Source organism: Microbacterium sp. ZW CA_36, assembly GCF_044987475.1.
GTDB lineage: Bacteria > Actinomycetota > Actinomycetes > Actinomycetales > Microbacteriaceae > Microbacterium.
Window position 1 is genome coordinate 33,410 of record NZ_JBJDRL010000004.1, and the last position, 23,147, is coordinate 56,556.

General features: G+C 69.1%; 23 protein-coding genes and 1 other RNA gene. 11 read left to right on the plus strand and 13 right to left on the minus strand.

The features are described 5' to 3' along the window. Positions 1 to 33: 33 nt before the first annotated feature. A complete protein-coding gene (locus ACI3KX_RS03665; protein WP_404907786.1) occupies positions 34 to 1,512 on the plus strand; it encodes a phytoene desaturase family protein in 1,479 nt (492 codons plus the stop codon). A 171-nt stretch (positions 1,513 to 1,683) separates the two neighbouring features. Continuing rightward, positions 1,684 to 2,054: a transfer-messenger RNA gene (ssrA, locus tag ACI3KX_RS03670) on the plus strand. A 269-nt stretch (positions 2,055 to 2,323) separates the two neighbouring features. Here ssrA and ACI3KX_RS03675 read toward each other — a convergent pair. Then, a complete protein-coding gene (locus ACI3KX_RS03675) occupies positions 2,324 to 2,584 on the minus strand; it encodes a hypothetical protein (RefSeq protein WP_404907788.1) in 261 nt (86 codons plus the stop codon). 638 nt (positions 2,585 to 3,222) lie between these two features. On the opposite strand from ACI3KX_RS03675, the gene ACI3KX_RS03680 reads away from it, so the two are divergent. Then, entirely contained in the window at positions 3,223 to 4,044 is an 822-nt protein-coding gene (locus ACI3KX_RS03680; RefSeq protein ID WP_349427193.1) for an aquaporin, read from the plus strand. Positions 4,045 to 4,100: 56 nt separating this feature from the next. Here ACI3KX_RS03680 and ACI3KX_RS03685 read toward each other — a convergent pair whose 3' ends face one another. The 3 genes from ACI3KX_RS03685 to ACI3KX_RS03695 form a co-directional block, all read right to left on the minus strand. Next, entirely contained in the window at positions 4,101 to 5,771 is a 1,671-nt protein-coding gene (locus ACI3KX_RS03685; RefSeq protein ID WP_349427194.1) for an alkaline phosphatase D family protein, read from the minus strand. A gap of 127 nt (positions 5,772 to 5,898) precedes the next feature. Continuing rightward, on the minus strand, positions 5,899 to 6,684 hold the full coding sequence (locus ACI3KX_RS03690) for a PKD domain-containing protein (protein WP_363357122.1): 786 nt from the start codon (positions 6,682 to 6,684) through the stop codon (positions 5,899 to 5,901). 195 nt (positions 6,685 to 6,879) lie between these two features. Next, positions 6,880 to 8,016, minus strand: a complete 1,137-nt coding sequence (locus ACI3KX_RS03695) for an epoxide hydrolase family protein (RefSeq protein WP_404907791.1) — start codon at positions 8,014 to 8,016, stop codon at positions 6,880 to 6,882. A gap of 63 nt (positions 8,017 to 8,079) precedes the next feature. Between ACI3KX_RS03695 and ACI3KX_RS03700 the strand changes: the two genes are divergently transcribed. Next, positions 8,080 to 9,048 carry a helix-turn-helix transcriptional regulator gene (locus tag ACI3KX_RS03700; RefSeq protein ID WP_404907793.1) on the plus strand — a complete coding sequence of 323 codons (969 nt, stop codon included), beginning with the start codon at positions 8,080 to 8,082 and terminating at the stop codon, positions 9,046 to 9,048. A gap of 685 nt (positions 9,049 to 9,733) precedes the next feature. Next, positions 9,734 to 10,462: an alpha/beta hydrolase gene (locus ACI3KX_RS03705; protein WP_363357126.1), complete on the plus strand. Its 729-nt coding sequence runs from the start codon at positions 9,734 to 9,736 to the stop codon at positions 10,460 to 10,462. A gap of 45 nt (positions 10,463 to 10,507) precedes the next feature. On the opposite strand, the gene ACI3KX_RS03710 is transcribed toward ACI3KX_RS03705, so the two are convergent. The 4 genes from ACI3KX_RS03710 to ACI3KX_RS03725 are packed head-to-tail and all read right to left on the minus strand — an operon-like array spanning position 10,508 to position 14,084. Continuing rightward, entirely contained in the window at positions 10,508 to 11,125 is a 618-nt protein-coding gene (locus tag ACI3KX_RS03710) for a response regulator transcription factor (protein WP_349427199.1), read from the minus strand. Then, on the minus strand, positions 11,122 to 12,318 hold the full coding sequence (locus ACI3KX_RS03715) for a sensor histidine kinase (RefSeq protein ID WP_404907796.1): 1,197 nt from the start codon (positions 12,316 to 12,318) through the stop codon (positions 11,122 to 11,124). Before ACI3KX_RS03715 ends, ACI3KX_RS03710 begins: the two co-directional genes overlap by 4 nt. Before the next feature lie 15 nt (positions 12,319 to 12,333). Then, positions 12,334 to 13,122 carry an ABC transporter permease gene (locus ACI3KX_RS03720; protein WP_404907798.1) on the minus strand — a complete coding sequence of 263 codons (789 nt, stop codon included), beginning with the start codon at positions 13,120 to 13,122 and terminating at the stop codon, positions 12,334 to 12,336. Then, positions 13,119 to 14,084 (minus strand): ABC transporter ATP-binding protein, encoded by a 966-nt coding sequence (locus ACI3KX_RS03725; RefSeq protein ID WP_404907800.1) that lies wholly within the window; start codon positions 14,082 to 14,084, stop codon positions 13,119 to 13,121. The genes ACI3KX_RS03720 and ACI3KX_RS03725 overlap by 4 nt, the downstream gene beginning before the upstream one ends. A gap of 225 nt (positions 14,085 to 14,309) precedes the next feature. Here ACI3KX_RS03725 and ACI3KX_RS03730 point away from each other — a divergent pair, with 225 nt between their 5' ends. Together ACI3KX_RS03730 and ACI3KX_RS03735 are read left to right on the plus strand one after the other, a co-directional pair. After that, complete coding sequence (locus tag ACI3KX_RS03730; RefSeq protein ID WP_349427203.1) at positions 14,310 to 15,044, plus strand: hemerythrin domain-containing protein; 735 nt, start codon at positions 14,310 to 14,312, stop codon at positions 15,042 to 15,044. Between the two features lie 5 nt (positions 15,045 to 15,049). Beyond that, the gene (locus ACI3KX_RS03735; protein ID WP_404907897.1) at positions 15,050 to 15,580 is read left to right on the plus strand and encodes an SRPBCC family protein; all 531 of its coding nucleotides are present in this window, start codon (positions 15,050 to 15,052) and stop codon (positions 15,578 to 15,580) included. Here ACI3KX_RS03735 and ACI3KX_RS03740 read toward each other — a convergent pair. The 5 genes from ACI3KX_RS03740 to ACI3KX_RS03760 form a co-directional block, all read right to left on the minus strand. Further along, positions 15,552 to 16,751, minus strand: coding sequence for a saccharopine dehydrogenase family protein (locus tag ACI3KX_RS03740; RefSeq protein WP_404907803.1), 1,200 nt, complete (start codon positions 16,749 to 16,751; stop codon positions 15,552 to 15,554). The two genes, ACI3KX_RS03735 and ACI3KX_RS03740, sit on opposite strands and share 29 nt — an antisense overlap. A 105-nt stretch (positions 16,752 to 16,856) precedes the next feature. Continuing rightward, positions 16,857 to 17,378: a DUF1697 domain-containing protein gene (locus ACI3KX_RS03745; RefSeq protein ID WP_404907804.1), complete on the minus strand. Its 522-nt coding sequence runs from the start codon at positions 17,376 to 17,378 to the stop codon at positions 16,857 to 16,859. Positions 17,379 to 17,479: 101 nt separating this feature from the next. Further along, positions 17,480 to 18,220 carry an SDR family NAD(P)-dependent oxidoreductase gene (locus ACI3KX_RS03750; RefSeq protein WP_363357133.1) on the minus strand — a complete coding sequence of 247 codons (741 nt, stop codon included), beginning with the start codon at positions 18,218 to 18,220 and terminating at the stop codon, positions 17,480 to 17,482. A gap of 17 nt (positions 18,221 to 18,237) precedes the next feature. Then, positions 18,238 to 19,170 carry an alpha/beta fold hydrolase gene (locus ACI3KX_RS03755; RefSeq protein ID WP_404907806.1) on the minus strand — a complete coding sequence of 311 codons (933 nt, stop codon included), beginning with the start codon at positions 19,168 to 19,170 and terminating at the stop codon, positions 18,238 to 18,240. Between the two features lie 65 nt (positions 19,171 to 19,235). After that, a complete protein-coding gene (locus ACI3KX_RS03760) occupies positions 19,236 to 19,976 on the minus strand; it encodes an alpha/beta fold hydrolase (RefSeq protein ID WP_404907809.1) in 741 nt (246 codons plus the stop codon). A gap of 179 nt (positions 19,977 to 20,155) precedes the next feature. Between ACI3KX_RS03760 and ACI3KX_RS03765 the strand changes: the two genes are divergently transcribed. The 4 genes from ACI3KX_RS03765 (at position 20,156) to ACI3KX_RS03780 (ending at position 23,140) form a co-directional block, all read left to right on the plus strand. Next, positions 20,156 to 20,950: an SDR family oxidoreductase gene (locus ACI3KX_RS03765; protein ID WP_404907811.1), complete on the plus strand. Its 795-nt coding sequence runs from the start codon at positions 20,156 to 20,158 to the stop codon at positions 20,948 to 20,950. 23 nt (positions 20,951 to 20,973) lie between these two features. Further along, positions 20,974 to 21,882, plus strand: a complete 909-nt coding sequence (locus ACI3KX_RS03770) for an RNA polymerase sigma-70 factor (RefSeq protein WP_349427211.1) — start codon at positions 20,974 to 20,976, stop codon at positions 21,880 to 21,882. Further along, the gene (locus ACI3KX_RS03775; RefSeq protein ID WP_349427213.1) at positions 21,879 to 22,298 is read left to right on the plus strand and encodes a hypothetical protein; all 420 of its coding nucleotides are present in this window, start codon (positions 21,879 to 21,881) and stop codon (positions 22,296 to 22,298) included. The genes ACI3KX_RS03770 and ACI3KX_RS03775 overlap by 4 nt, the downstream gene beginning before the upstream one ends. 83 nt (positions 22,299 to 22,381) lie before the next feature. Further along, positions 22,382 to 23,140 (plus strand): SDR family oxidoreductase, encoded by a 759-nt coding sequence (locus tag ACI3KX_RS03780; protein ID WP_404907814.1) that lies wholly within the window; start codon positions 22,382 to 22,384, stop codon positions 23,138 to 23,140. Positions 23,141 to 23,147 lie beyond the last annotated feature (7 nt).

A 23,147-nucleotide genomic window follows, 5' to 3' on the forward strand; every position in this document is an offset into this window, starting at 1 on the left:
CGCCACGTCCGCCGGAGGCGGGGCGCCCTCACCGTGAACACTCGCCGCAAGCGCGGCAGCAGCGACCTCGACGCCGTCGTCGTCGGGTCGGGCCCCAACGGTCTCGCCGCCGCCGTCACCCTCGCTCGCGCCGGGCTGCGGGTGCGGGTGTACGAACGCGCCGACCGGCCAGGAGGAGGCGCCGCCACGCGCGAGCTGACACTCCCCGGCTTCCACCATGACGTCTGCTCGGCCGTGCACCCCATGGCGTTCGAGTCGCGGTTCTTCCGCGAGTTCGGTCTGCGGGAGCGGGTGGAGTTCGTCACGCCGGACGTGTCGTTCGCGCATCCGCTGGACGAACGCCATGCCGGTGTCGCCTACCTCGACCTCGGTCGAACGGCGGAGGCGCTCGGTCCCGACGCTGTTGCCTATGCGCAGCTGCTCCGTCCGCTGGTGGAGCGGTCGACCCGGGTCGCCGAATTCACGGGATCGCCCCTCGTGCGGGTGCCCACCGACATCCCGACGGCGCTCTCCTTCGGCCTGCGTGCGCTCGAGCAGGGGAGCCCTGCGTGGAACCTGCGCTTTCGCCAAGACGTCGCCCCCGCGATGCTCACGGGCGTCGCCGCGCACACGATCCTGCCGCAGCCGAGCGTCGCCGCCGCGGGCGCGGGGCTGGCGCTCACCGCTTATGCGCACGCGCGAGGCTGGCCGATCCCGATCGGCGGCAGCCAGGCGATCATCGACGCGATGGTCGACGACCTGCGTGCTCACGGCGGCGAGCTGGTCGTCGACCACGAGGTGACCGCCCTCGAGGCGCTGCCCGACGCCACGGTCACTCTCCTCGACGTGACACCCAAGGCGCTGATCCGACTGGCGGGCGACGCGATGCCCGCGCGCTACCGCCGCGCGCTCCAGCGCTTCCGGTACGGCGACGGGGTCGCGAAGGTCGACTTCGCGCTCAGCGAGCCCGTGCCGTGGACGCACCCCGAGCTGTGTCGCGCCGGCACGGTGCACGTCGGTGGCACCCGGGCGGAGGTGGCGGATGCCGAGAACCAGGTCAACCGCGGCCGCCTACCTGAGCGCCCCTACGTCCTGGTGTCGCAGCCGTCGCTGTTCGACTCCACCCGCGCGCCCGCCGGCAAGCACACGCTGTGGACCTACACCCACGTGCCCGCCGGCAGCGCGGTCGACCGCCGGGAAGCGGTCACCGCGCAGATCGAGCGGTTCGCGCCCGGCTTCCGCGACACGATCCTCGCGACCAGTTCGCGTTCGGCGCGTGAGGTCGAGCAGCACAACCCGAACTATCCGGGCGGCGACATCGCGGCGGGAGCACCGAACTTCTGGCAGCTGATCGATCGCCCGGTGCTGAGTCCCGACCCGTGGCGCACCCCGATCCCAGGCGTCTACCTCGCGTCGGCGTCCGTGGCGCCTGGTCCCGGTGTCACCGGCCTGCCCGGGTGGTTCGCGGCGCTGAGTGCGCTGCGCCACGACTTCGGAACCCGGGCGCTTCCCAACCTCTCTCCGAGAGGTTGAGCCCCGCCGGCAGGGTTCCCGCTGTCAAACGGGGACGGATGCCGCGGCGCCGTGAGTGCGGGAATGGCGTGGGGGCGGCATCCGTTGTATCCTGATGTGCTCGGAAGCTTCGGCTCCCGAGGATTGGCAACTCCACAGTGTGACAGCGGCCCTTCGCAAGAAGGAACCCACGGGGATGATCGGTTTCGACATCGCCTGTGAATCTGCGAGAAGCGGGCCGAGGATGCAGGGTTATCTCGTGAACGCTCCCTGCAAACCAATAACTGCCGAAAAGAAGCAGTCCGCGTTCGCCCTCGCTGCCTGAGCAGCGAGCCCGACGCCGTCAATCCGTGACTGATCCCGTCACGGGTATTGGCGTCATCTAGGGATCTTGCTGCGTGACGTCGCCTGAGCGTCACGCGGGACTCTTTTCAGGATGGGCTTGTCGACTTAGGTGTCTGTGACAAAGGTCGGAGCCGAGTAGAACGCTCGCACAGACTGCGCCCGGAGAATCCGCAGTTACTCAGCGATGGACGGGGGTTCGATTCCCCCCATCTCCACAGCCGTTGTCACCGAAACAGGGCCTCGACTTCCGCGTAATTACGCGGGTGTCGAGGCCTTCGTTCGTTGTCTGCGGGCCGGCTCCACACCGAATCGCCCACAAATTTCTGGCGCATATACGTTGAAATGCGTGTCCGAAAGACGCTAGTCGTCGATCTGGCTTCGGTGCCCGAGCGCGGGTCCCAGTCGGTCGTTGAGCGAGCGAAGCGAGACGAAACGCCCAGTCAGCTCTCCCAGAGGCGGCCGACATCGGCGTTCCACCCGCCCTGATTCATCCGCTCGGCGACGTCGGCGAGGTCGTCGTCGAACAGGTTGGCGTACGTGTCGAGCGAAGCGCGCCGACGGTGATGCGTGCCTCGCCCGGATCGGTATACGAGCCGTTCGACCGCGAGACCTCGGTGTGCGCGAGGGAGAGCTCGGCTTCTTTCCTGGTCCGGAAGCCCTTCTTATCCACCTGCTTCTGCTGGTCATCACGCCAGCGGACGCGATACCGCCGTCCGGCTTCGATCTCGTACGCAGTGATGCTTCCCATGAATCACCTCGCGGCCAGAGCAGCGCCGGGGACCGACCTCGAGCGGCCGATACCAGCGGGGCCGGTGCGTCGTGTCGATAAGTGCCGGCACATGCAGTTGTCGACGAACGGGCACCAGGGTGGTTGAGGGTGACTCGAGTCGTCGAAATCCTCGAAATTCTGGGGATTCTCGGTTGGCTGAGAAGCCAGCGAACGATGCGAACTTGAGACTCCGCGAACTTTTCGCGGAATCGCCTGAAAGGGGCAGACGTCGCATCCTCGGAGACGCTCTTGACGCGTTAGAAAGCCAGCCAATATCTTCAGACATCTGCTCAGCTGAGCCGACTGGCTGTCTCGACGCAGTTTCTTCACACGCGAAGGGTGAAGTCCATGGGTTCGCTGATCGCCGCATTCACACCGTGACGAGTGCGCCCGTCGGCGAGCCGGCCCCCTCCCGCCCGCGCGGGGTGGGCCACGCGCCGTCGTGTTGCAGACCGCACCGGCGACCCAGCGGCGCATCATCCACGGCGACCCGGTGCGCGATCTCGTCGCCGTACAAACGGGACAGCGCGGCCACGCGACCCGCCACCGGGCGGTCTCGATGGCTCCCGGCGTCCAACATCGCCCGTCGCCGTTTGATCTGACCGAAGGAGCTCGAAATGACGCAAGATTCGCAGGCAGCAACCCGGGGCCGTTTCGAGCGGTGGTTCGAGATCGAGGTCGTTCAACCGATGAACGACTTCCAGGACCGCAGGCAGGAATGGCGGCGCCTCGTCTCTGAGTTCGTCGGCACTTTCTTTCTCGTGCTGGTCGCCGCCGGCGCCGGCATGATGGGGCAGGCGTTCCCTGACACCATCGACCGAGGCGCGGCGGTCGTCGCTCCAGGACTGATGGTGCTGGCGATCATCCTGTTCATGGGCAAGGTCTCCGGCGCGCATCTCAACCCGGCCGTCACGCTGGCGTTCTCGTTGCGTGGAGACTTCCCGTGGAGTCGGGTGCCCGGCTACATCCTGGTGCAGCTGGCGGGCGCGGCCGTCGCGTCGTGGTTCCTCTCCGCCGTCATCGGAGTGTCGTCGTCGTACGGCTCCAACTACCCTGCCGACGGCTACTCGGACTGGTCCGCCCTCACGATGGAAGTGGTCCTGACGTTCGGACTCGTCAGCGTCATCCTCGGCACCGCGTCGGGGGCGCAGAACATCGGCATCATCGGCGCTGTGGGAGTTGGCGCGTACATCGCCCTCGCGGGCCTGTGGGGCAGCCCGATCTCGGGCGCGTCGATGAACCCCGCGCGCACGTTCGGGCCCGACCTCGCGTCCTTGGACTTCACCGGCTACTGGATCTACGTCGCCGGTCCCATCATCGGCGCCGTCATCGCGGTCGGCATGGCGTTCGTGCTGCGGGGCTACGGCGGTGGACGTGCAGGATCGGGAGCCGCGCAGGGCGCCCTCCGCACCCAGGTCGCCAACCCCGACAAGGCCTGACCTCGGCATCCAGGGGGGAATCTGGGACGTAAGCAGGGCGGCGAAGAGTCGTTCGCTCAGGACGACACTTCGGAGTCTCTCTTCGTCGGCACCGTGATGGATGCCACCTCTTCGAGACGAGGATGCAAGTCGTCTCCGTCCTCGACCACACCCTTGTGCCAGGTCGCGGTGAGTCCATCGGGCGCGTCCTGCAGCAGCGCGAGGTTGTTGTCGAACCACGGACCCTTCACTGTCTTCCAGCGGAAGGGCGGGTCGGGAACCTTCGCCGAATACGCGGCTGCGGCACCCAGCGGCGTCGCTGCGCCGTACGACATCAACACGGAGAACCAACGCAGGAAGCGGGGCAAGGGGTTCCGCACCGGTGAGCACACCGCCTGCACGATGCGGCTGCCTGTCTGGCGCTCGACCTCGGCCAGGTACGAGAAGTGCACATCACCGGACAGGAACATCACCGTCCGCGGCGACGGACCGCGGGCGCCGTCTGCCAGCTCCGTCGCGATCCCGGCAACCGCCTGAAAGCTGTTCTGGAACGCCGCCCAGTGTTCCAGGTCGAAGGCCCGCCGCAGTCGTTCCCCGACCCACGCGGCCAGTCGGCCCCATGCGCCCTGTGCGATCGCCTCATCCCACGCCTCGACATGGTGCAAGCCCAACGGCAAGAGGAACGGGAGCGAGGTCGCGATCAGGACGTCGCGGAATCCGCCCTGCATATGGTCGTCGAACCACGCGAGCTCTTGACCGTTCAGCAGCCCCCGAGCCGACGGCGTGAGATCTCTCGCGGCGCGTGAATCCAGGACGATCAGACGCGTTCCATCGAAGTCTCGGGAGTAGCTCCAGCGGTAGCTGTTGGGATCCTTGTCGCAGCGGTCGGCGAACTCGTCCAACGCGGCACTGAGGTCGGAGGAGCCGGCGTCGGGGCTCCCACTGACCTGCTGCCACATCTCGTCAGTGGCACGTTCGCGGGGGGACAAGTTGCCGAGGTGCTGGTACACCCAGTACGACGCCAGGCCGGCGACGATGCGTTCGTGCCACCACGTGGTGGCTTCCATTTTCCTCTTCCAATCGAGCGAGGCGTTCCAGTCGTCGCGGATGTCGTGGTCATCGAAGATCATCGCGCTCGGCACACAGGAGAGCAGCCACCGATTCGCGTCATCCGACCATGCCAATCGGTAGAGGTGGGCGTACTCTTCGAAGTCTTTGAGCTCTTTGCCCGGTTCGTCATGAATGTCGCGGCGGCCGCGGATGAATTCCTGCATCTCCTTCGTAGTCGAGTCGGCGTACACCTGATCGCCGAGGAAGAGCAGCAGATCCGGTCGGACCTCGCGGCCGTCGGCCACCGCGAGTGCGAAAGCGCGCATTGAGTCGACACCATGGGTCCGATTGCCTGACCGGTCGTGGGAGACGCTGGTACGGCATGATCCGTAGGCGATCCGCGACCGTTGCCCAGGCATGCGTGTCGCGATAACCGATGCTGGATAGTCGGAGCGTGCGTCCGGCCACACCGAAACCCCGTCGATCTCGATCCCGTACGGCGAGACACTGCCGGGCTCGAGCCGGTCGACTTCGACGAGGGCGAAATGGTGGCCGTGCACGGCGAAGCTGCGGGCTTGCCACGATCGGCCTTCGGCGTGCACGCTCACCAGGCAGTCCGCTTGCGTCTCCACCCAGATGCTGGCCGACGTCTCATCGACGTAGCGCAGCATCGGCCCCAACACCAGCGGGGAATCCATGAGCCCGTTCTACCGCGGAATGCGCCGCAGCGGCCAGGGGTGTCCGCAGTCCCGACTGTGCCCTGTCGGAACAAGCAGACGGGGTCACCCGCGCGAGCGCTGCACCCTGATCATCGATCGGCGTGCGTCACCTTCGGTCGCCCCCGGCCGGCGTGCCGGCCGTGTCGGCGGGGCGTTGCGCGGGAGTGTCAGCGGTTCCGCCGGTTGTCGCGGAGACGGCGCCGGCACCCAGCAGGGTTCCCAGGATGCCGACGCCCGCGGCTGCGTCGAGGATCTTGGTGGCCATGAGGGCCGAGATCACTCCGACGCCGAAGAGCACGATGACCAGCCGGCCCCAGTTCTTCACGACGAAGGGGATCACGAGCGCCGGCGCGGGCGCCGACGCCGCGACGGGCGGCTGGATTGTCACTTGCTTGGGCTCGAGTTCGGTTTCCGTCCCGCCAGCGTCGGTCACCGTCGCACGGACCTTGTACGTACCGTCCTCGGCGAACGTGGCGAGGATGGTCCGGCCGCCGTCGATCTCTTCGATGGTCGCCCCTTGCACGTCCCATGAGACGGTGGCGCCGTCGGCGAGGTCCTCGACCGTGAACATCACCGCCGTGTCCTTGTGGGCCACATTGCTGCCGATGATGGCGGGCCCGACATGGATGCCTCTCTCCACCGCAGCGCCCGAGTCAATGGCGACTGGCGGAGCGCCCGGGGTGGTGGCGAGCTTCTCGATGGTTCGGAGAGCGTCGCGGTGGTAGAGCCAGGCGAAGACCAGCGCGAGGACGATCACGACGATGGCGCCGAGCAGCAGGCCGATGGCGAGGTAGTAGTTCGACAGCGCCACGTCCACCGCGCCCGTGGCGGGGTCGCCCGGCGTGGAACTCGGTGCCGGGTCGCCTTCGGCGGCGAGGATGCGGATCAACATACGGGACCCCATTTCCCAGTTGCGCTGAGCATGCACCCGCAAGTGCGCGCCGTCAATCGCATGCCGCAAAAGGCGACATGGCCCTGGCGGCAACCTGAGGACGTGGCGGTCGTCGTCGGAGGGTGAAGACCGCGCCTGGCAAACGGTCAAGGTCGGGCCGGCGGGCCCTCGCAGTCCGCCGGCCGTGTCTTGGAATCACGACATCCCGTGGAGGAAGCCGCGGATGTCGTCTGCAAGCAGTTGGGGCTCTTCCATCGCCGGGAAGTGGCCGCCATCGGCGTGGTCGGTCCAGTGGCCGACCGCGTTCCAGGGGTCCATAGCGCGGCGGATGAGCGGATGCGTGTCGAAGACCACCCATCCGGACGGCACTCCGGCGGCCATCGTGATTGCGAGCTCGGAATGCTCGGCCTCGTAGTAGAACTGCGCGCTCGACGCGCCGCTGCGCGTGAACCAGTACAGGCCGATGTTGGTGAGGAGTTGGTCGCGATCGACGACGGGTCCCCGGTGGCCACCGGGGGTCCTGGTCTTGAACTTCTCGCCGATCCAAGCGAGGAGACCGACGGGCGAATCGGTGAGCGCCGGGCCGATCGTGTCGGGCCGATGGTTGTGCATCTCGAGGTAGCCGCGTTCAGCCGCGCTCTCCAGTTTCAGCGCCTCGAGCTGGCCGGCCTCGTCGTCGGACAGGCCTTCCGGGGAGGGGAACTTGACGCCGACCAACCCGAGCACGGCACGATCTACGCCGAGGTGCATGCCGATGATGCGCTCGGGGTAGAGAGCCGCAAGGCGGCCGGCGATGCCGGACCCGATATCGGTGCCATGCACCGCGAACCTCTCGTAGCCGAGCCGTGTCATGACCTCGGCGTAGGCATCCGTCGTCCGTGCCAGTTCCCAGCCGCTCGCCGACAGCGGAGTCGAGAAACCGAATCCGGGCGGCGACGGGATGACCACATGGAACGCGTTCGTCAGCAGCGGGATGAGCCGCTGGTATTCGACGAACGAGCCCGGCCAGCCGTGGTTGAGCATCAGCGGAGTGGCCCCCGGGTTCGCTGATCGCACGTGCACGACGTGGAACGTCTGGCCCTCGAAGACGGTCGTGAACTGTTCGTACTCGTTGAGCTTCGCCTCCTGCGCTCTCCAGTCGAATCCATCACGCCAGTAGTCGGCGAGCTCCTTCAGATATGCCAACGGGATGCCGCGGCTGAAGTCGTCGCGTTCGCCGCGGCCCGGCGTGGGGACGGGCCAGCGCGTGCGCGCGAGTCGGTCGTGCAGGTCGTCGAGGTCGTGCTGCGGGATCTCGATGCGGAACGGTGTGAGCGCGGTGAGGTTGTTCATGACTTCGACGATTCCAAGCGATGCGGCAGGTTAGCTTCCGCAATCTCCGGAATGATCGAGGACATGCTGGAGACATCGGCCCGCTTGCTCGAAGTGCTGTCGCTGCTCCAGCTCAAGCGCGACTGGACGAGCTCGGAGCTCGCCGCCCGGCTCGAGGTGAGCACGCGAACGGTGCGTTCCGACATCGGAAAGCTGCGATCGCTCGGATATCCCGTGGATGCTCGTCCCGGCGTCGCCGGCGGGTATCGGCTGGCCGCCGGGACGGCGATGCCGCCGTTGCTGCTCGACGACGACGAGGCCGTCGCGGTCGCGGTGGGACTGGGTGCGGTTGCGACCTGGAGGCTCGGCGTCGAAGAGACATCGTTGACCGCGCTCGCCAAGCTCGAGCAGGTGATGCCCTCACGCCTGCGTCGACGCGTCGACGCAGTCCGGGAGGCGACCAGTGTCGTCCCGGGAACGGAACCGCGACCCGACCTCTCGGTGCTGAGCGCGGTCGCCTCCGCCATCCGCGGCCACGAACGGCTCCGATTCGGCTACACCACGCACGGCGGCAACGAAAGGGCGCGCCACACCGAGCCGCAACGGCTCGTGAGCTGGGGACCGGTCTGGTATCTGTTCGCGTGGGACCTCGAGCGCAACGACTGGCGGGTTTTCCGGGTCGATCGCATCGTTCCGCACCCGCCGACGGGCGTGCGATTCCGTCCGCGCATGATCGCGGAGGAGGATCTGGTCCAGCACGTCGTCAGACGCATCGTCCAGGCGAGCTGGCGCTACCGCGCGCGGGTCTTGGTCCACGCTCCGGCCGCCACGGTCGTCGCTGCGCTTCGCATCCCGGTCGACGTCGAGGTGGTCGATGAGTCCACGTGCCGGGTCGAGCTGGGGTCGGATGACCCCGACGCGCTCGCACTGCGGATGGCGCAACTCGGTGCCGACATCGAGGTGATCGAGGGCGACGAGCTGAAGCTGGCTTTCGAGCGCCTCGCAGCGAGGTTCGGTCGCGCAGCCGGCAGCGCTTCCTCGGCCAGAACCTGATATCCCCAGCCAGGCACCACCTCTGGTGGCCTCGCGCGGTCATCCCTATGTTGGGTGTGACGTCGGCGGGTGTTGGTCCGCACATCCCGGAAAGCTCGCCATCCATACGTGAGCGGAGGGTTTCGGCTGATGGAAACACCGATCGAGAGCATGACGGCTTCCGTGCCGTCATGGGGCGCGAAGATTGCGTTCGGAGAAAGCTCCACCCTAGGCGGGCGGGAGATCGTCCCGGCGGCCCTGGTCGTGTTCGGCTTCGGCGGCGGCGGAGGCTCCGGTAAATGGCCGCAGCGAGGAGCGATGCCGGAGGGTGAGGGTGAGGGGACCGGGGGCGGTGGCGGAGGCTACGTTCTGCCTATCGGCGCGTATGTGAGTGCTCCGAACGGGGCCAGGTTCCTGCCGAATCCGGTCGCCCTCATCATCGTGAGTGTGCCACTCGTGTCTGCCGCTGGCTGGGCACTGGCGCGAGTCATCACCGCGGCAAGGTCGGGCCGCGGTTGAGTCTGCCGTGCCGACGGCGTGATCGCGGCCACATGCGCCGGATCGCTCGACGGCCCGGGATCTCCGCCCAGCCCTAGTGGTGCGGTCGTCGCGGCCCTATTGTGACCATTGCGTCGGGCGTCTGGGCGCACTCCCACCCGTCGGAAGCGTCGCCCGCCGTTGCGGCGCCGCGTGATTGGAAGCCGCAATGCCAGAGAGCACCCCGACCATCGTTCTCGTCCACGGCGCCTGGGCCGACTCCTCGAGTTGGAACGCCGTCATCCCCACCCTTCAGTCCGAGGGTTACACGGTATTCGCTCCACCCAACGAACTCCGCGGACTCGCGAGCGACTCGGCCTACGTGGCCTCATTCCTCGCGCAGCGCACATCAGGTCCTGTCGTGCTCGTCGGTCACTCCTATGGTGGGGCTGTCATCACGAACGCAGGAGTAGCCGGCGATGTCCGCGCGCTGGTGTACGTCGACGCGTTCATCCCCGACGAGGGGGAGACGGTCCTGGGGATTCTGGAGGGATCCGGGTCGGCGCTCGCCGTGGCCGACCCGACGACGGTGCTCGACCTTGCGGGATACCCCGGCGCGCCCGAGGGCGCAGCGGATGCCTGGCTCAAGCCCGACGTTGTTCACGCCTCGTTCGCACAGGACCTGCCGGAGCGCGACCGGTGGCTCATCGTGGCGACCCAGCGTCCGGCATCCATCGTCGCGAATGTCACGCCCTCGGGCCCCGCGGCCTGGAAGTCGATCCCGAGCTGGGCGGTGCTCGGCACGGAAGACAAGGTCATCCCTATCGAGACGAAGCGCCGGATGGCTGCGCGAGCGGGCTCCACCGTGACCGAGGTCGAGGCCTCGCACGTCTCGATGATCTCGCACCCCCAGGTCACGCTCGACGCGATTCACGCGGCGGTCGCCGCGGTGAGGTGACCTTCGCCCGCAACTGCTCGACCTCCTTCGATAACGGCGCTGGGTTCACAGCCAGCCGTTGTCGGTCGCGATCCGGACGGCTTCGGCCCGCGAGCCCGCACCGAGCTTGCCGATGGCCGCCGACAGGTGGTTGCGCACGGTGCCCTCACTGAGGAACGTCGCCGCCGCGATCGCGGCCGATGACCCGCCCCCGGCGGCGGCTGCGAGGACCTCAGTCTCCCTCTCGGTGAGCGGGGAAGCTCCGATGCTGAGGCTGGCAGCGGCCAGCGTCGGATCGACCACTCGCAGTCCCGCGGAGACCCGCCGGATGGCATCCACCAGCCGGTCGGCCGAGGCGTCCTTCACCATGAATCCGACGGCGCCGGCCTCCATGGCGCGCCGCAGATACCCGGGCCTGCCGAAGGTCGTCAAGACGATGACCTTCGCCGCGGGGTCGGCGGCCACGATCGCCGCGGTGGCGTCGATGCCGTCCTTGCAGTCGGCTGCACCGGGCATCTGCACGTCCATGAGTACGACGTCGGGATCGACTTCGGCGGCTCGGCGTACCGCCTCGGGCGCGCTGTTGGCCAGAGCGACGACCTCCAGGTCGCGCTCGGTGCGCAGCAGCGCGGCGAGGGCCTCGGCGATGATCGCCTGGTCGTCGGCGATGAGCACCCTGATCATGGCACCCTCCGGTTCGGCTGGGGCGTTGGGGCGAGGTCGGCGCGTACGGACGTGCCGCCGCCGGGGACGGCCGCTATCTCGAACGCACCGCCGGCGGCGGCGACGCGTTCGGCGAGTCCGGTCAGCCCGTGCCCCGACCGGCCCTTACCCGGCCCGACCCCGTCGTCGCGCACCTCGACGCTGTGCTCGTCGACGTCGATGATGCACCGCGTGGCCTCCGCGTGCCTGACGACGTTGGTGACGGACTCGCGGACCACGAACCCGAACAGCTCGCTGACCGCATCGGACAACGTCGGCAGCGCCACCGGCGTTAGGGCTTCGAGGCCTGCGGCCAGCAGCACCGAGCGCGCGCTGGCGATCTCGGTGGCGAGCCGGATCTCGGCCATTCCCGACACGGTGGCGCGGACGTCGCTGAGAGCCTGGCGGGCGATCGCCTCGACGGCGGCCATCTCCTCCTTCGCCGCGGCGGGCTCCGTGTCGGCGAGGCGGGCCGCCAGCGACGACTTGATCGTGATGGCGGTGAGGGAGTGGCCGAGGATGTCGTGCAGGTCGCGGCTGATACGGGCGCGTTCGGCGGCCACCGTGAGCAGCTCCACCCTGGCCTGGCTGCGCTCCAGCATGCGCCTGACCCGGCTGCTCTCCATCCAGCCTGCGATCCCGAGCCCCACGCCGATTGAGAGCGCGGCGATGAGGACCGGCATCCACAGCTGGCCGAGCAGCCCGGCCAGGCTGAGAGCGAGCGCCCAGCCGATCAGGGCGAAGCGGGCCTGGTGCCACGGGATGAGGCTGGCCATCAAGATAGCGGGGTATGCCCCGAAGCTGGCGAACTCCCACCCCCACAGCAGCGCCCCGATGACCACGAAGCCGGTGAAGCCGGCGACGTAGGACCAACGGAGCCAGAGCGGGGCGTCGGCCGTCCACGCCGCGCCGACGTAGGCCACGGCGAAGACGACCAGATAGCTGGTCCGCAGGACGAGCCCGACCGGATCCACGCCATCGGAGATCGTCGGGATCGCGAAGACCAGGAAGACGATGCCGGCCAGGTAGGTCAGGAACAGGTTCGGCCGCACCCGATGCCAGCGATTCGGCAGGTCGGTCGGCCCGCCGGGGAGCGCCCACGGTGCGGCATCGGGATCGTCGCCCGGCCCGAAGGGCGCGGGCTGGAACAGGCCGTTGAGGACCGATCGAGCCATGGCGCCTCCTCGTGCTCAGCGCTTGCTGGTGGCCGCGGCTCGACGATAGCCGAGTGCGCCGAGGACTGTCAGGACGATCGACCATGCCAGCAGCACCCAGATCGCTCCCCAGGGGAACTCCGCGTTCGGCAGGAAGGGGAAGCGGCCGAGCTCACCCAGCCAGTAGGTGGGCAGGGCGGGCGCCACCGCCTCCATGACCGGCGGCATGGTGTCCACCGGGAACCACAGGCCGCCGAGCAGCGAAAGGGCGAGGAGCAGCATGGTCGTCACGCCCTGGACCGCCTCCGCCTTGACCCACACCCCGACGACCATGCCGAGCACCGTCATCGGCAGGAGACCGATCCAGATCAGGCCCAGCGAAGCAAGCCACTGGCCAGCGGTGGCGGTGACCCCGCCGAGCAATGCGCCGGCGACGAAGACGAGCAGCAGCGCGGGAAGGACGAGGAGCATGATCACGGCCGCACGCGCCCACAGGAAGAGCCGTGGCGGGACGCTCGTGATCATCAGCTGCCGGAACCAGCCGGACCGACGCTCGAGCGCGAGCTGGGCGCCCCCGCTCATCGCGGCGCCGAGGCTGCCGTATGCGGCCATCGAGACCATGATCATCGCCGAGGCGAGCCCGGCGTCGGACTCGCCGCCGTAGATGGCGGAGAACACGAGATACAGCGTGACCGGCATGATGACGGTGAAAACCACGAAGCTGACGTTCTTCGCTGTGAGCAGCGCACTATGCACCGCGTAGTGCAGTGCCGGTGGCAGCCCACCCGATCGGGGCGTCGGGCGCTGGTCGGTGAGAGTGGTCATGAGAGTGCTCCTTGCGTGGCGTCGGAGAGGGTGGTGAGCGAGAGGAAGGCATCCTCGAGCGTGGCGGCGGTGACCTCGAGGTCGCGGGCGCGATGATCGCGGAGGAGGGCGCGCAGGGTGCGATCCGAGTCCGTGGTGTGCAGGTGCCAACGGGCGCCGACCCGCACGATCGCCACGACGCCGGGCAGCGCGCGCAGGACAGCCGAGTCGATACCGGCGGCGGCGAGCGTGATGGTGCGCCCGGCGACGCGCGACCGGATCTGGTCACCTGTCCCCTCGGCCACGACCCGGCCCTCGGCGAGCACGACGATGTGGTGAGCGAAGTCGTCGGCTTCGTCGAGGTAGTGGGTGGTGAACAGGACCGTCCGCCCGGCGTCGGCGAACTCGCGCATCGAACGCCAGAAGTTGCGGCGTGCTTCGACATCCATCCCGACGGTGGGCTCGTCGAGGATCAGCAGGTCGGGGTCGGGCAGCAGTGCCAGCGCGTAGCGCAGTCGCTGAGCCTGGCCGCCGGAGAGCCGGTCCGTCCGCGTCTTGAGAAATCCGCCGAGGTCGGCCCGATCGACGACCTCGCCCACGGCGAGCGGCTGGGCGTGCAGACCGGACATCAGCTCGAGGACGTCGATCACCCGGGTGTCGGCGAGCAGCGCGCCGGCCTGGAGCATCGCCCCGACCTGACCCGAACGAACCGCAGCGATCGGGTCGCGGCCGAAGACCGTGGCGGATCCGGCGTCGGGTCTCGCCAAACCGAGGATCAGCTCGGTCGTGGTGGATTTGCCGGCGCCGTTGGGGCCGAGGAGGGCGACGATCTCACCGCGCTCGACGCGCAGGGTGAGTTCGTCCACCGCCCGCACGGCCGCGTACGACTTCGTCAGTCTCGTCAGCTCGACGGCAGCGACGTGGTCGTGCGCACCGGCCGCTGCGCGGGGCGGGGCCGGATGGGTGAGGTGCATCTCGTTCATGTCACCAGCCTTGCCCTGGCCGTGTCCCCGTGCCTCGGCCTGGTGTCACGACCTCACGATGACATCTGTCACCGAGCCAGCGCCTGATAAGCCCGTCGGGCCGGATGCCGCATGCGATCGCCTCGGGGTGATGTGCTGGGCCGCCGGCGGGTGTATCGTGCGGCTGTCTGCGCCCCTCGTTGCTGGCGAGCCCCGGCGTCGGCGGGGGACAACTGGGGGTACGACATGGCTGCCAAACTGCCGTCGTCAGGAGCGTTGCCTGAGGGGCAGCACGCGGGCTGTGACACGTCGGGCCTGATCCTCGTGCACCGCATCCTGCGCTGGCTCTATCGAGAGCTGCCGCTGCTGATCCGCGAGGTGGATGCCGGGGATGTCGAACGTGCGGCGATCGTCGGCCGGTACGCGCATCTCGATTTCTACGCGCTGCACATGCATCACGAGACCGAGGACATCGCGTTGTGGGACCGGCTCACGACGCGGGATCCGGGGTGCACGCTGCATGTCGACCAGATGCGCGCCCAGCACGCCGAGGTCGCCGCGCAGCTCGCCCGCATCGAGCCGCAGCTGGCGCCCTGGGTCGCCACCGCCGATCCCGGTCTTCGGGACGCGTTCGCTGGTGACATCGAGACGCTGCGCGACACTCTGGGGGCGCATCTCCAGCAGGAGGAGGACGACATCATGCCGGTCGCCGGGGCCGTGATGTCGCAGCAGGAGTGGGATTGGATGGAGAAGCACACGCGCGAGACGCTGTCCGCCCACCGCAAGGAGCTCGGCAAGGACGTCATGGCGCTGCAGGTCGGGCTGCTGATCGCGAGCGTGCCGGAGGGCGAGCGCGAGGAGTGGATGCGGGAGAACATCCCCGCGCCGATCCGGCTTCTGTATCTCCTGCTGATGAAGCGCAAGTACGAGCAGGCGATGCGGGAGCTGTATCCCGACCGCCCGGTGCCCGAGATGGTGTGACGACCATGTGGCGGCGCGTGAGCCTGGACGTGCGGCTCTCTCATCCTCCCGCGCGGGTGTTTCCGTACCTTGCCGATCCGGCGCGCTGGCCGGAGTTCGCACCGGCAGTGGAGTTCCGACAGCGGATCGGCGAGGGACTGCCGGAGATAGGGAGCCGCTGGTGGGCGGTCGATCGCATCCTCGGTCCCTTCAAGGTGCGCTTCGCCGACGTGCTCGAGGTCATCGAGCCCGAACACCGCGTGGTCTGGCACTCCACGTCGCCGTGGAACTCGCGGGTCGAGTACGTGTGCGTGCCAGAAGGCGAAGGCACGCGCGTTCTCGCCGACTACGCGGGCGACGTCGCGGGCTGGTTGCGTCTGGTGGCTCTGCTGCCGACCTTCGTCCTCAGGCGGATCCTGCTGCGGGACTTCCGCGGGCTGACGCGGGTGCTCGAGGCGGAAGACCGTCGCCTCACCGGCCCGCGCACCCCCGAGCGATCTCTTGCCTGGGGCCGGGTGCCCGCCGGGATCAGCTCAGCGGGGCGACATCCAGCGTGAATCGGTGAGCCCGCAACCGATCCGCCAGCCTCTCGCCCATGGCGACCATCGGCGTCAGCACGCCGGCGCGATCCGGGAGTTCGTCGAGCGCGAGGCTGAGCGCCGCCTCTGCCAGCATGATGCCGGTCCCGCCGTAACCGGGATCGAACGGGGCCGCGACGCGGGCGCGCACCGGCTCGCCTTCGACGGGGTAGACGTCGACATCGAGGGCGAAGCGGCCCTGCTCGACGGCATTCCCACCCGGACCGGTGCCCGGTGCCGGAAGCACGCGATCGAGGATCGCCCGGGTCGGCGCGAACGACATGGCGCCCACGAACGCCGCCGTCCCGAGAACGAGCGCCCCCGCCGCAGCAAAGCCGGCGACGCCACGACCCGTCGTCACGACTTCGCGATACCGCATGGGCTGGCCGTAGCTCCAGCCCGTCAGGTAGTTGCTGCGCTGGACGATCTGCTGGTTGTAGGCGCCCATGACGAACGGCGCCTGCCACGTGCCGCGTTCCTTGCCCCACCCGTTGCCTGCGTGACCCGGCAGGCGGACGGTCGGACCGGGGGTGAGGGCGTAGGGGTTCGCGATGAGGCGCCGGACGGAGGCATCCGTCTTCGCCTCTCTCATCTGCTGACGAAGCGAGTCGATCGTCCCGCCGCTGATGCCGCCGCGCAGCGACCGCACCCGCAGCGTGGCAGCGACGATCGGCACACCGCCGACGGCTGCATGGGCGAGGCCGACGCCGAGGTCGGAGGGGATCGAGTCGAAGCCGCACGAATGGACGATCCTCGCGCCGCTCTTCTGCGCGACGTCGTGGTTGCGCTGGATGCTGCGCGCGACGAAGATGCTCTCGCCCGACAGGTCCGCGTACGAGGTGCCCGCCCGAGCGCACGCGGCGGCGACCTCCGTGCCGTAGCGCAGGTAGGGTCCGACCGTCGTCGCGACGACGGATGTCGACGCTGCCAGCCGAGCGACCGCGGTCTCGTCCGTCGTGTCCACCTCGATGATCGGCCAGTCGACGCCCAGTTCACGGCGAACGTCTTCCAGGCGGGAGCGCGATCGGCCGGCGAGTGCGACCCGCACGCCATCGGGCGCCGATCCTGCCAGGTGCCGCGCCACGAACCTGCCGACGAAACCCGTGGCACCGAGCAGGACGATGTCGTAGTCGCGGACGTTCTCGCTCATGTGACGCGAGCCTAGGTGCGCGAGGCCCGCGCCGACACCGGGTTGCGCACGACGGACCGACCGCCTAGGACGGCGCAACGGGATGCCGTGCCGTGCGACGGGGCCTCACGAACCGAAGCGGGCAACCAGCCGGATCAGCGTCGGCAGCCCCCGAGAAGTCGCCCGCTTTCCGGTGAGGTTCTCGAGCACGGGGGTCGCGTGGCCTTCGCCCTCGACCTCGTTGCGGACGAGAGCCCACCCCTGCCCGGCGTCGACGATGGAGCAGCGATACTCCGCCGCGAGGCTCGCCACGCGTGCATCGTGCGGGTCGATGCGGGTGCCGCTGTGCAGCGTGAACTCGAATCGGCGCGGTTCCGGCGTGCCGCCGTGCTCGTCGACGACCGCTCCCAGTTCGGACAGCGGGATCCAGAGAATCTCCCGCGCATGGCCCGACCGCGCCGCGACCGCGTCCGCCGCCTGTTCGACCACCGACGCCGGCTCGTCGGAGTCGAACAGGATGGTGCCGTTGCTCTGGAAGGTCTGGACGCCGGGGCATCCGGCGTCGGCGAACCCCGCCACGATGTCGCTCGTCGAGGGATGGCCACGCTGACCCTGATTGACGTTCCGCATGAAGGCGACGCACCGCATGCCCCGAGCGTAGACGGCGACACCGACGGCACAGACGAGAGCCGTTGCGTCACGCAGGTGGCGGCGTGCGCCGTGCAACGCGAGGCTTCAGACAGCGCCGCTCATGAACGCACCTGGTCGGTCGGCCGTACCAGGATCTCGTTGACCGAGATGTGAGTCGGCTGGCTCAGTGCGTACACGACAGCCTCCGCGACATCCTCCGGGGCCAGTGGGCGCATCGACTGGCCGATCTCCGCAGCCGCGGCCCGCATGACGGGATCGGTGATGTGGTCGGTCAGCTCCGTGGCGACGAAGCCTGGCTGGATCACGATCACCCGCACGCCCATTGCGGTCACCTCCTGCCGGAGCGACTCCGAAAACGCGGTGATGCCGAACTTGGTCGCGGCGTAGGCGCCGCTGCCGAGGGACGCCGTGCGGCCCGCCGTCGAAGAGACCTGCACCACCGCGCCCATCGAGGCGATCAGGTGAGGGAGCGCGGCGTGCACGGCGAACATCGAGCCGAGCAGGTTCGTCTGCACCATTCGCACCCATTCGCGGGTGTCGGCGCCGACGATCATGCCGCTCTGCATCAGCCCGGCGTTGTTGACGAGGGCGTCGAGGCGGCCGAACTTCTCGACGACCGCGGCGACGCCATCCGTCACCGACTGCTCGTCGGTGACATCGAGATGCACGGCGAGCATCGCGGCAGGCGCGGACTCGACGAGCTCCTTGAGCCGGTCGACCCGGCGGGCCCCGACGGCGACGTTCACCCCGGCGCGTGAGAGGGCGAGCGCGGTGGCACGACCGATTCCTGAGGAGGCACCGGTGACGAGTGCGACCTTTCCCTGCAGATCCGATGACATTGCTTCTCCTTCGTGGTTCAGGGGGTTCCGGCGCCGTCGCCCGGCGGCTCGGCGACATCGAGGATGGCCTCGGCGAAGGCGTGCGGCGCTTCGGCGGGCAGGTGGTGTCCGGCATCCGGAATCTGTCGATGCTGGCGCGGGCCGGTGAAGAACCGGTCGTGCTGCGATCCGTCGGTCGCGGGGAAGTTGCCGTCGGCGGTGCCGTCGAGCGTGATCGTGGGCACGCTGATCGGCGGCAGCGCGGCGAGGCGGCGCTCGAGGTCGACGTGCTGAGGTGCACCGGGTTCGAGGCCGAGCCGGTGTCGGTACGAGTGGATGACCACGTCCACGTAGTCGGGATTGTCGAACGCTGCGGCGGCGCGGGCCAGGTCGGCGTCGTCGAACGTCCAGGCGGGGGAGTTGCGGCGCCAGATGACGTCGGCGATCCCCCGCGGGTCCTGTGACAGGCCGGCGCGGCCGCGCTCGGTCGCGAAGTACCAGAAGTACCAGAATCCGGCCTCCAGACCGGGCGCGAGCGGGATGCCGGCTGCCGAGATGTCCTGGATCAGATAGCCGTTGACCGACACCAGCCCTCCCACACGCTCGGGCCAGAGCGCGGCGACGACGCAGGCGGCGCGGGCGCCCCAGTCGTAGCCCGCGAGGATGGGCTGCTCCAGCTGGAGGGCGTCGATGAATGCGAGCAGGTCGGCCCCGAGAGCCGCCTGCTGCCCGGAGCGGATGGTGCGTGCCTCGCGGAACGCCGTCGGCCCGTGCCCGCGAAGAGAGGGGGCGAGGACGCGGTAGCCGGCATCCGTCAGCAACGGCACGACGTCCACGTAGCTGTGGATGTCGTACGGGAAGCCGTGGAGCAGCACGACCGGCTCGGCAGCGGGATCACCGGCGTCGATGTAGGCGACGGTGAGCTCGCCGGCGTCGATGGTGCGCAGCGGCGTGCGGAATGCGGTGAGCATGGGTTGCCTCTCGAGTGGGGCGGCGCCCCGGAGACCGGACCGTCGTCCGGGGCGCCGCGGGTCTGTCACGCTGCCGCGGAGAGGCTCGCCACGTAGGCCTTGGCCGCCTCGGCGATCGTCGCGGCGACCGCAGCGGGCTCCGACACCGAGATGGCGTGCGAGGCACCGGCGATCTCGTGGGTGCCTCGTGATGCGGCGCGCTCGGCACCGGCTCGGTGCACGGCGACCGGAATGTTGAGGTCCAGCTCGCCGAAGACATGCCACGACGGGATGTCGCGCCACGCCGGGTGCTCGGTCGGCAGACCCTCCGACAGCGCGGCCTGCGTGACCGGGCGCTGCGTGGCGGCCATCAGCGCGGCGACCTCGGTGGAGACGTCGGCGGCGAACTGGTGGTGGAAGAGCTCCGGACGGATGACGAACTCGTTGCCACCGCTCGAGACCGGGTACGCGGCGAGCGCGTCGCCGAGGGTGCTGCCGGGCGCGCTGTTCGAGAGGTCGAACGCGCTCTGGCCGGTCTCGGGCACGAACGCCCCGACGTAGACGAGGCCGACGACAGCGTCGTTGCCCGCCGCAGCCTCCGTGATGACGAGCCCGGCGTACGAGTGGCCGACGAGGACGATCGGGCCGTCGATCGACGCCAGCACATCACACACGTAGGCGGCGTCGCCGGCCAGGCTGCGCAGCGGGTTCGCGACAGCCACCGCGCGGACGTCGTGCTGCTGCAGCTGGGCGATGACGCCGTTCCACGAGGATGACTCGGCGAACGCGCCGTGGACGAGGACGATGGTGGGCTTCTGCTCGGACATGTCTGTTCCTTTCGAGGGTGGACGAGCGATGTTGTCAGCCAAGACCGGCCGCGGCGGGCAGTTGTGACCGCCGGAAGCGAAATGCGACGAAACAGGGAAACGTGTCACAGATCGCAACGGCGTCCGGTCTCAGCTGGAGACGTGCGCTTCCCGCGCGCGATGAACAGAGAGGGTTCGACATGAGGATCGCTGTCATCGGGGGAACCGGGCTGATCGGCTCACGGGTCGTGGCCGGACTGCGGGCGACCGGGCACGACGTCGTCGTCGTCGCACGGGCGGTCGGCGTGAACTCGTTCACGGGGGAGGGTCTGGCCGACGCGCTCGCCGGAGTCGAGACCATCGTCGACGTGTCGAACTCGTCCTACACCGATGAGGAGGGCGCCCGCGAGTTCTTCAACGGATCGACCCTGAACCTTCTCACCTACGGCGATGCCGCCGGGGTACGGCACCATGTCGTCCTGTCGGTCGTCGGAACCGACCGCCTCGCCCGCTCGGAAGGCGGGTACTTCCAGGCCAAGGCCGAGCAGGAGCGTCTCCTGACGGCCTCGGGCCGTCCGTTCTCGATCGTGCACGCGACGCAGTTCTTCGAGTTCATCCGCAGCATCACGGATGCCGCCACCCGCAGCGGCACCGCACACGTCGCCGATGCACTCATCCAGCCGATGGCCGCCGACGATGTCGCCGCGGCGGTCGCGCGTGCCGCCCTCGCTCGTCCGACCGGTGGGGTCACGGAGCATGCCGGCCCCGAGGTGTTCGAGCTCGGCTACCTCGCCGAGCGCGAGCTGCGGTTCCGCCGCGACGAGCGAGAGGTCGTCGCCGACCCGCTCGCGACGTACTTCGGTGCGCAGCTCGATCGCTGGGAGCTGCTGCCCGGCCACGAAGCGACCATCGCGTCGACCCGATTCCACGACTGGCAGGTGGCTCCGCACGCGGGCGACGACCTCCTTCTGCCGGCCGCTGCGGGCGTACGCTGAGCGCGGCGAGAGGAGCGGCGGGCATGACCGAACAGACGTCGGAGACCGGCGAGCAGATCGACGACATCGTGCAGGCGGTCGCCGTCTTCGACCAGCACCGGCGCCGCATCTTCGGCATCGCGTACCGCATGCTCGGCACGGTGGCCGACGCCGAGGACATCGTTCAAGAGACCTGGATCCGGTGGCAGAACGCGGATCGTGCCGACATCCGCGAGCCCGCCGCGTTCCTCGCGACGGTCGCGACGCGGCTCTCGATCAATGCAACCCAGTCCGCACACGCGCGTCGTGAGACGTACATCGGGCCGTGGCTGCCGGAGCCTGTCAACACCGACGACGACCCGGCTCTCGGCGCCGAACGCGGCGAAGCGCTGCAGTTCGCCATCCTCCTCGTGCTCGAGAAGCTCTCGCCGACCGAACGCGCCGCGTACATCCTGCGGGAGGCGCTCGACTACCCGTACGAGCGCATCGCCGATGTCATCGGCGCCACCGTCGCGAGTGCCCGTCAGCTCGTCAGCCGTGCTCGCAAGCACCTCGCGTCGGCCCGCAAGGCGGAGGTCGCCGCCGCCGAGCAGCGGCGCCTGCTCGAGGCGTTCCTGGTCGCTGCGCAGAAGGGTGACGTGACGGGCCTCGAGCGGCTGTTCGCCGAGGATGTCGTGAGCACCACCGACGGCAACGGCGTCAAGCTGGCGGCCCGCATTCCGGTGGCCGGCCGCAGCCGCGTCGCGAAGTTCGTCGCCGCGTTCTCGAGCCACTTCTGGATCGGCAAGACCGTCGACTGGGTCCATCTCAACGGACAGCCCGCGGCGACGATCTCCGAGGACGGGGTCGTCACCACCGTGGCGATGATCACGGCGTCGGCGGACGGCATCCGTCAGATCCACTGGGTGATGAGCCCGGACAAGCTCGGGCACGTAGCCCAGGTCGGGGCGTGACCAGCCCACGTCGCGCGTCGTGGCTGCACGTCTTCCCGCGGGGTTCGAGGGCGAGCGCCGTGCAGCACGATCGCGTCGCGCACGCGCTCGTTGCGGCCGCAGCGACGGGCGACCCGTGTGAGCTGCGACGGATGATGCACGCCGGCGTCGAGTTGACCGTCGACGGCGGCGGAGTCGTGGCCGCACCGCCGGCGGCGCTTCGCGGTGCGCGGGAGGTCACCCGGTACCTGTCCGGTGTGCTGCTCGGCCCCGAGGTGTCGCTGCGCATCGCGTCGGTGAACGGGGTGCCCGGGCTCGTCGTGTGCCGTAGCCGCGTGGTGACCGGGGTCCTGGGTATCCGTGTGCGCAGGCGTCTCGTCGTGCAGGCATGGCTCGTCGTGAACCCCGACAAGCTCAGTCGCTGGCGCGTCGACTGACCCCGCTGTCACAGATCGAGCGCCTGCCCTGTCGTAGCTGATGAGCGCACACCTCCCCGCGCTCCTCGAACGAAAGGCACATCATGGCAAAGGTCGTCGTCATCGGAGGCTCCGGGCTCATCGGCTCGAAGGTCGTCGCGAAGCTCACCGAACACGGGCACGAGGCCGTCCCCGCGTCGCCGAACTCCGGCGTCAACACCATCACCGGCGAGGGCCTCGCCGACGTGCTTCAGGGCGCGGATGTCGTCGTCGACGTGTCGAACTCGCCTTCGTTCGCACCCGACGACGTGATGCAGTTCTTCACCACTTCGACGAACAACCTCGTCGCGGCTTCGCGGGAGGCGGGCGTCGGACACTACGTGGCCCTCACGATCGTCGGGACCGATCGGCCCAACGACATCGACTACTTCGCGGCCAAGACGGCGCAGGAGAAGCTCATCCGTGAGTCGGGCATCCCGTACTCGCTCGTGCACGCGACGCAGTTCTTCGAGTTCATCGGCGGCATCGCCGCGGTGTCGGGCAAGGACGACGGCATCCACCTGCCGAACAACCTCATGCAGCCGATCGCCGCGGAGGACGTCGCGACGGCCGTCGCGCGCACCGCAGCCGGTGGGCCGTTGAACGCCGACATCGAGATCGCAGGGCCCGAGGTCATGGGACTCGACGAGCTGGTGCGCCGCGGGCTGGCGTTCCGTGGCGACCCGCGCGAGGTCGTGACCGACCCCGAGGCCCCCTACTTCGGCGCGCGCATGCACGAGCGCACGCTCATGCCGGTGGAGGGTGTGCAGGTGTTCGGCACGACGCTGGACGAGTGGCTGCCGGCGAACCCGCCGCGCGACTGAACCCGGC

Bases quoted from the DNA above. Each gene is read 5' to 3' on its own strand.
- ACI3KX_RS03675 (WP_404907788.1), bottom strand. From the start codon at position 2,584: ATGGGAAGCATCACTGCGTACGAGATCGAAGCCGGACGGCGGTATCGC.
- ACI3KX_RS03680 (WP_349427193.1), top strand. From the start codon at position 3,223: ATGACGCAAGATTCGCAGGCAGCAACCCGGGGCCGTTTCGAGCGGTGG.
- ACI3KX_RS03685 (WP_349427194.1), bottom strand. From the start codon at position 5,771: ATGGATTCCCCGCTGGTGTTGGGGCCGATGCTGCGCTACGTCGATGAG.
- ACI3KX_RS03690 (WP_363357122.1), bottom strand. From the start codon at position 6,684: ATGTTGATCCGCATCCTCGCCGCCGAAGGCGACCCGGCACCGAGTTCC.
- ACI3KX_RS03695 (WP_404907791.1), bottom strand. From the start codon at position 8,016: ATGAACAACCTCACCGCGCTCACACCGTTCCGCATCGAGATCCCGCAG.
- ACI3KX_RS03700 (WP_404907793.1), top strand. From the start codon at position 8,080: ATGCTGGAGACATCGGCCCGCTTGCTCGAAGTGCTGTCGCTGCTCCAG.
- ACI3KX_RS03705 (WP_363357126.1), top strand. From the start codon at position 9,734: ATGCCAGAGAGCACCCCGACCATCGTTCTCGTCCACGGCGCCTGGGCC.
- ACI3KX_RS03710 (WP_349427199.1), bottom strand. From the start codon at position 11,125: ATGATCAGGGTGCTCATCGCCGACGACCAGGCGATCATCGCCGAGGCC.
- ACI3KX_RS03715 (WP_404907796.1), bottom strand. From the start codon at position 12,318: ATGGCTCGATCGGTCCTCAACGGCCTGTTCCAGCCCGCGCCCTTCGGG.
- ACI3KX_RS03720 (WP_404907798.1), bottom strand. From the start codon at position 13,122: ATGACCACTCTCACCGACCAGCGCCCGACGCCCCGATCGGGTGGGCTG.
- ACI3KX_RS03725 (WP_404907800.1), bottom strand. From the start codon at position 14,084: ATGAACGAGATGCACCTCACCCATCCGGCCCCGCCCCGCGCAGCGGCC.
- ACI3KX_RS03730 (WP_349427203.1), top strand. From the start codon at position 14,310: ATGGCTGCCAAACTGCCGTCGTCAGGAGCGTTGCCTGAGGGGCAGCAC.
- ACI3KX_RS03735 (WP_404907897.1), top strand. From the start codon at position 15,050: ATGTGGCGGCGCGTGAGCCTGGACGTGCGGCTCTCTCATCCTCCCGCG.
- ACI3KX_RS03740 (WP_404907803.1), bottom strand. From the start codon at position 16,751: ATGAGCGAGAACGTCCGCGACTACGACATCGTCCTGCTCGGTGCCACG.
- ACI3KX_RS03745 (WP_404907804.1), bottom strand. From the start codon at position 17,378: ATGCGGTGCGTCGCCTTCATGCGGAACGTCAATCAGGGTCAGCGTGGC.
- ACI3KX_RS03750 (WP_363357133.1), bottom strand. From the start codon at position 18,220: ATGTCATCGGATCTGCAGGGAAAGGTCGCACTCGTCACCGGTGCCTCC.
- ACI3KX_RS03755 (WP_404907806.1), bottom strand. From the start codon at position 19,170: ATGCTCACCGCATTCCGCACGCCGCTGCGCACCATCGACGCCGGCGAG.
- ACI3KX_RS03760 (WP_404907809.1), bottom strand. From the start codon at position 19,976: ATGTCCGAGCAGAAGCCCACCATCGTCCTCGTCCACGGCGCGTTCGCC.
- ACI3KX_RS03765 (WP_404907811.1), top strand. From the start codon at position 20,156: ATGAGGATCGCTGTCATCGGGGGAACCGGGCTGATCGGCTCACGGGTC.
- ACI3KX_RS03770 (WP_349427211.1), top strand. From the start codon at position 20,974: ATGACCGAACAGACGTCGGAGACCGGCGAGCAGATCGACGACATCGTG.
- ACI3KX_RS03780 (WP_404907814.1), top strand. From the start codon at position 22,382: ATGGCAAAGGTCGTCGTCATCGGAGGCTCCGGGCTCATCGGCTCGAAG.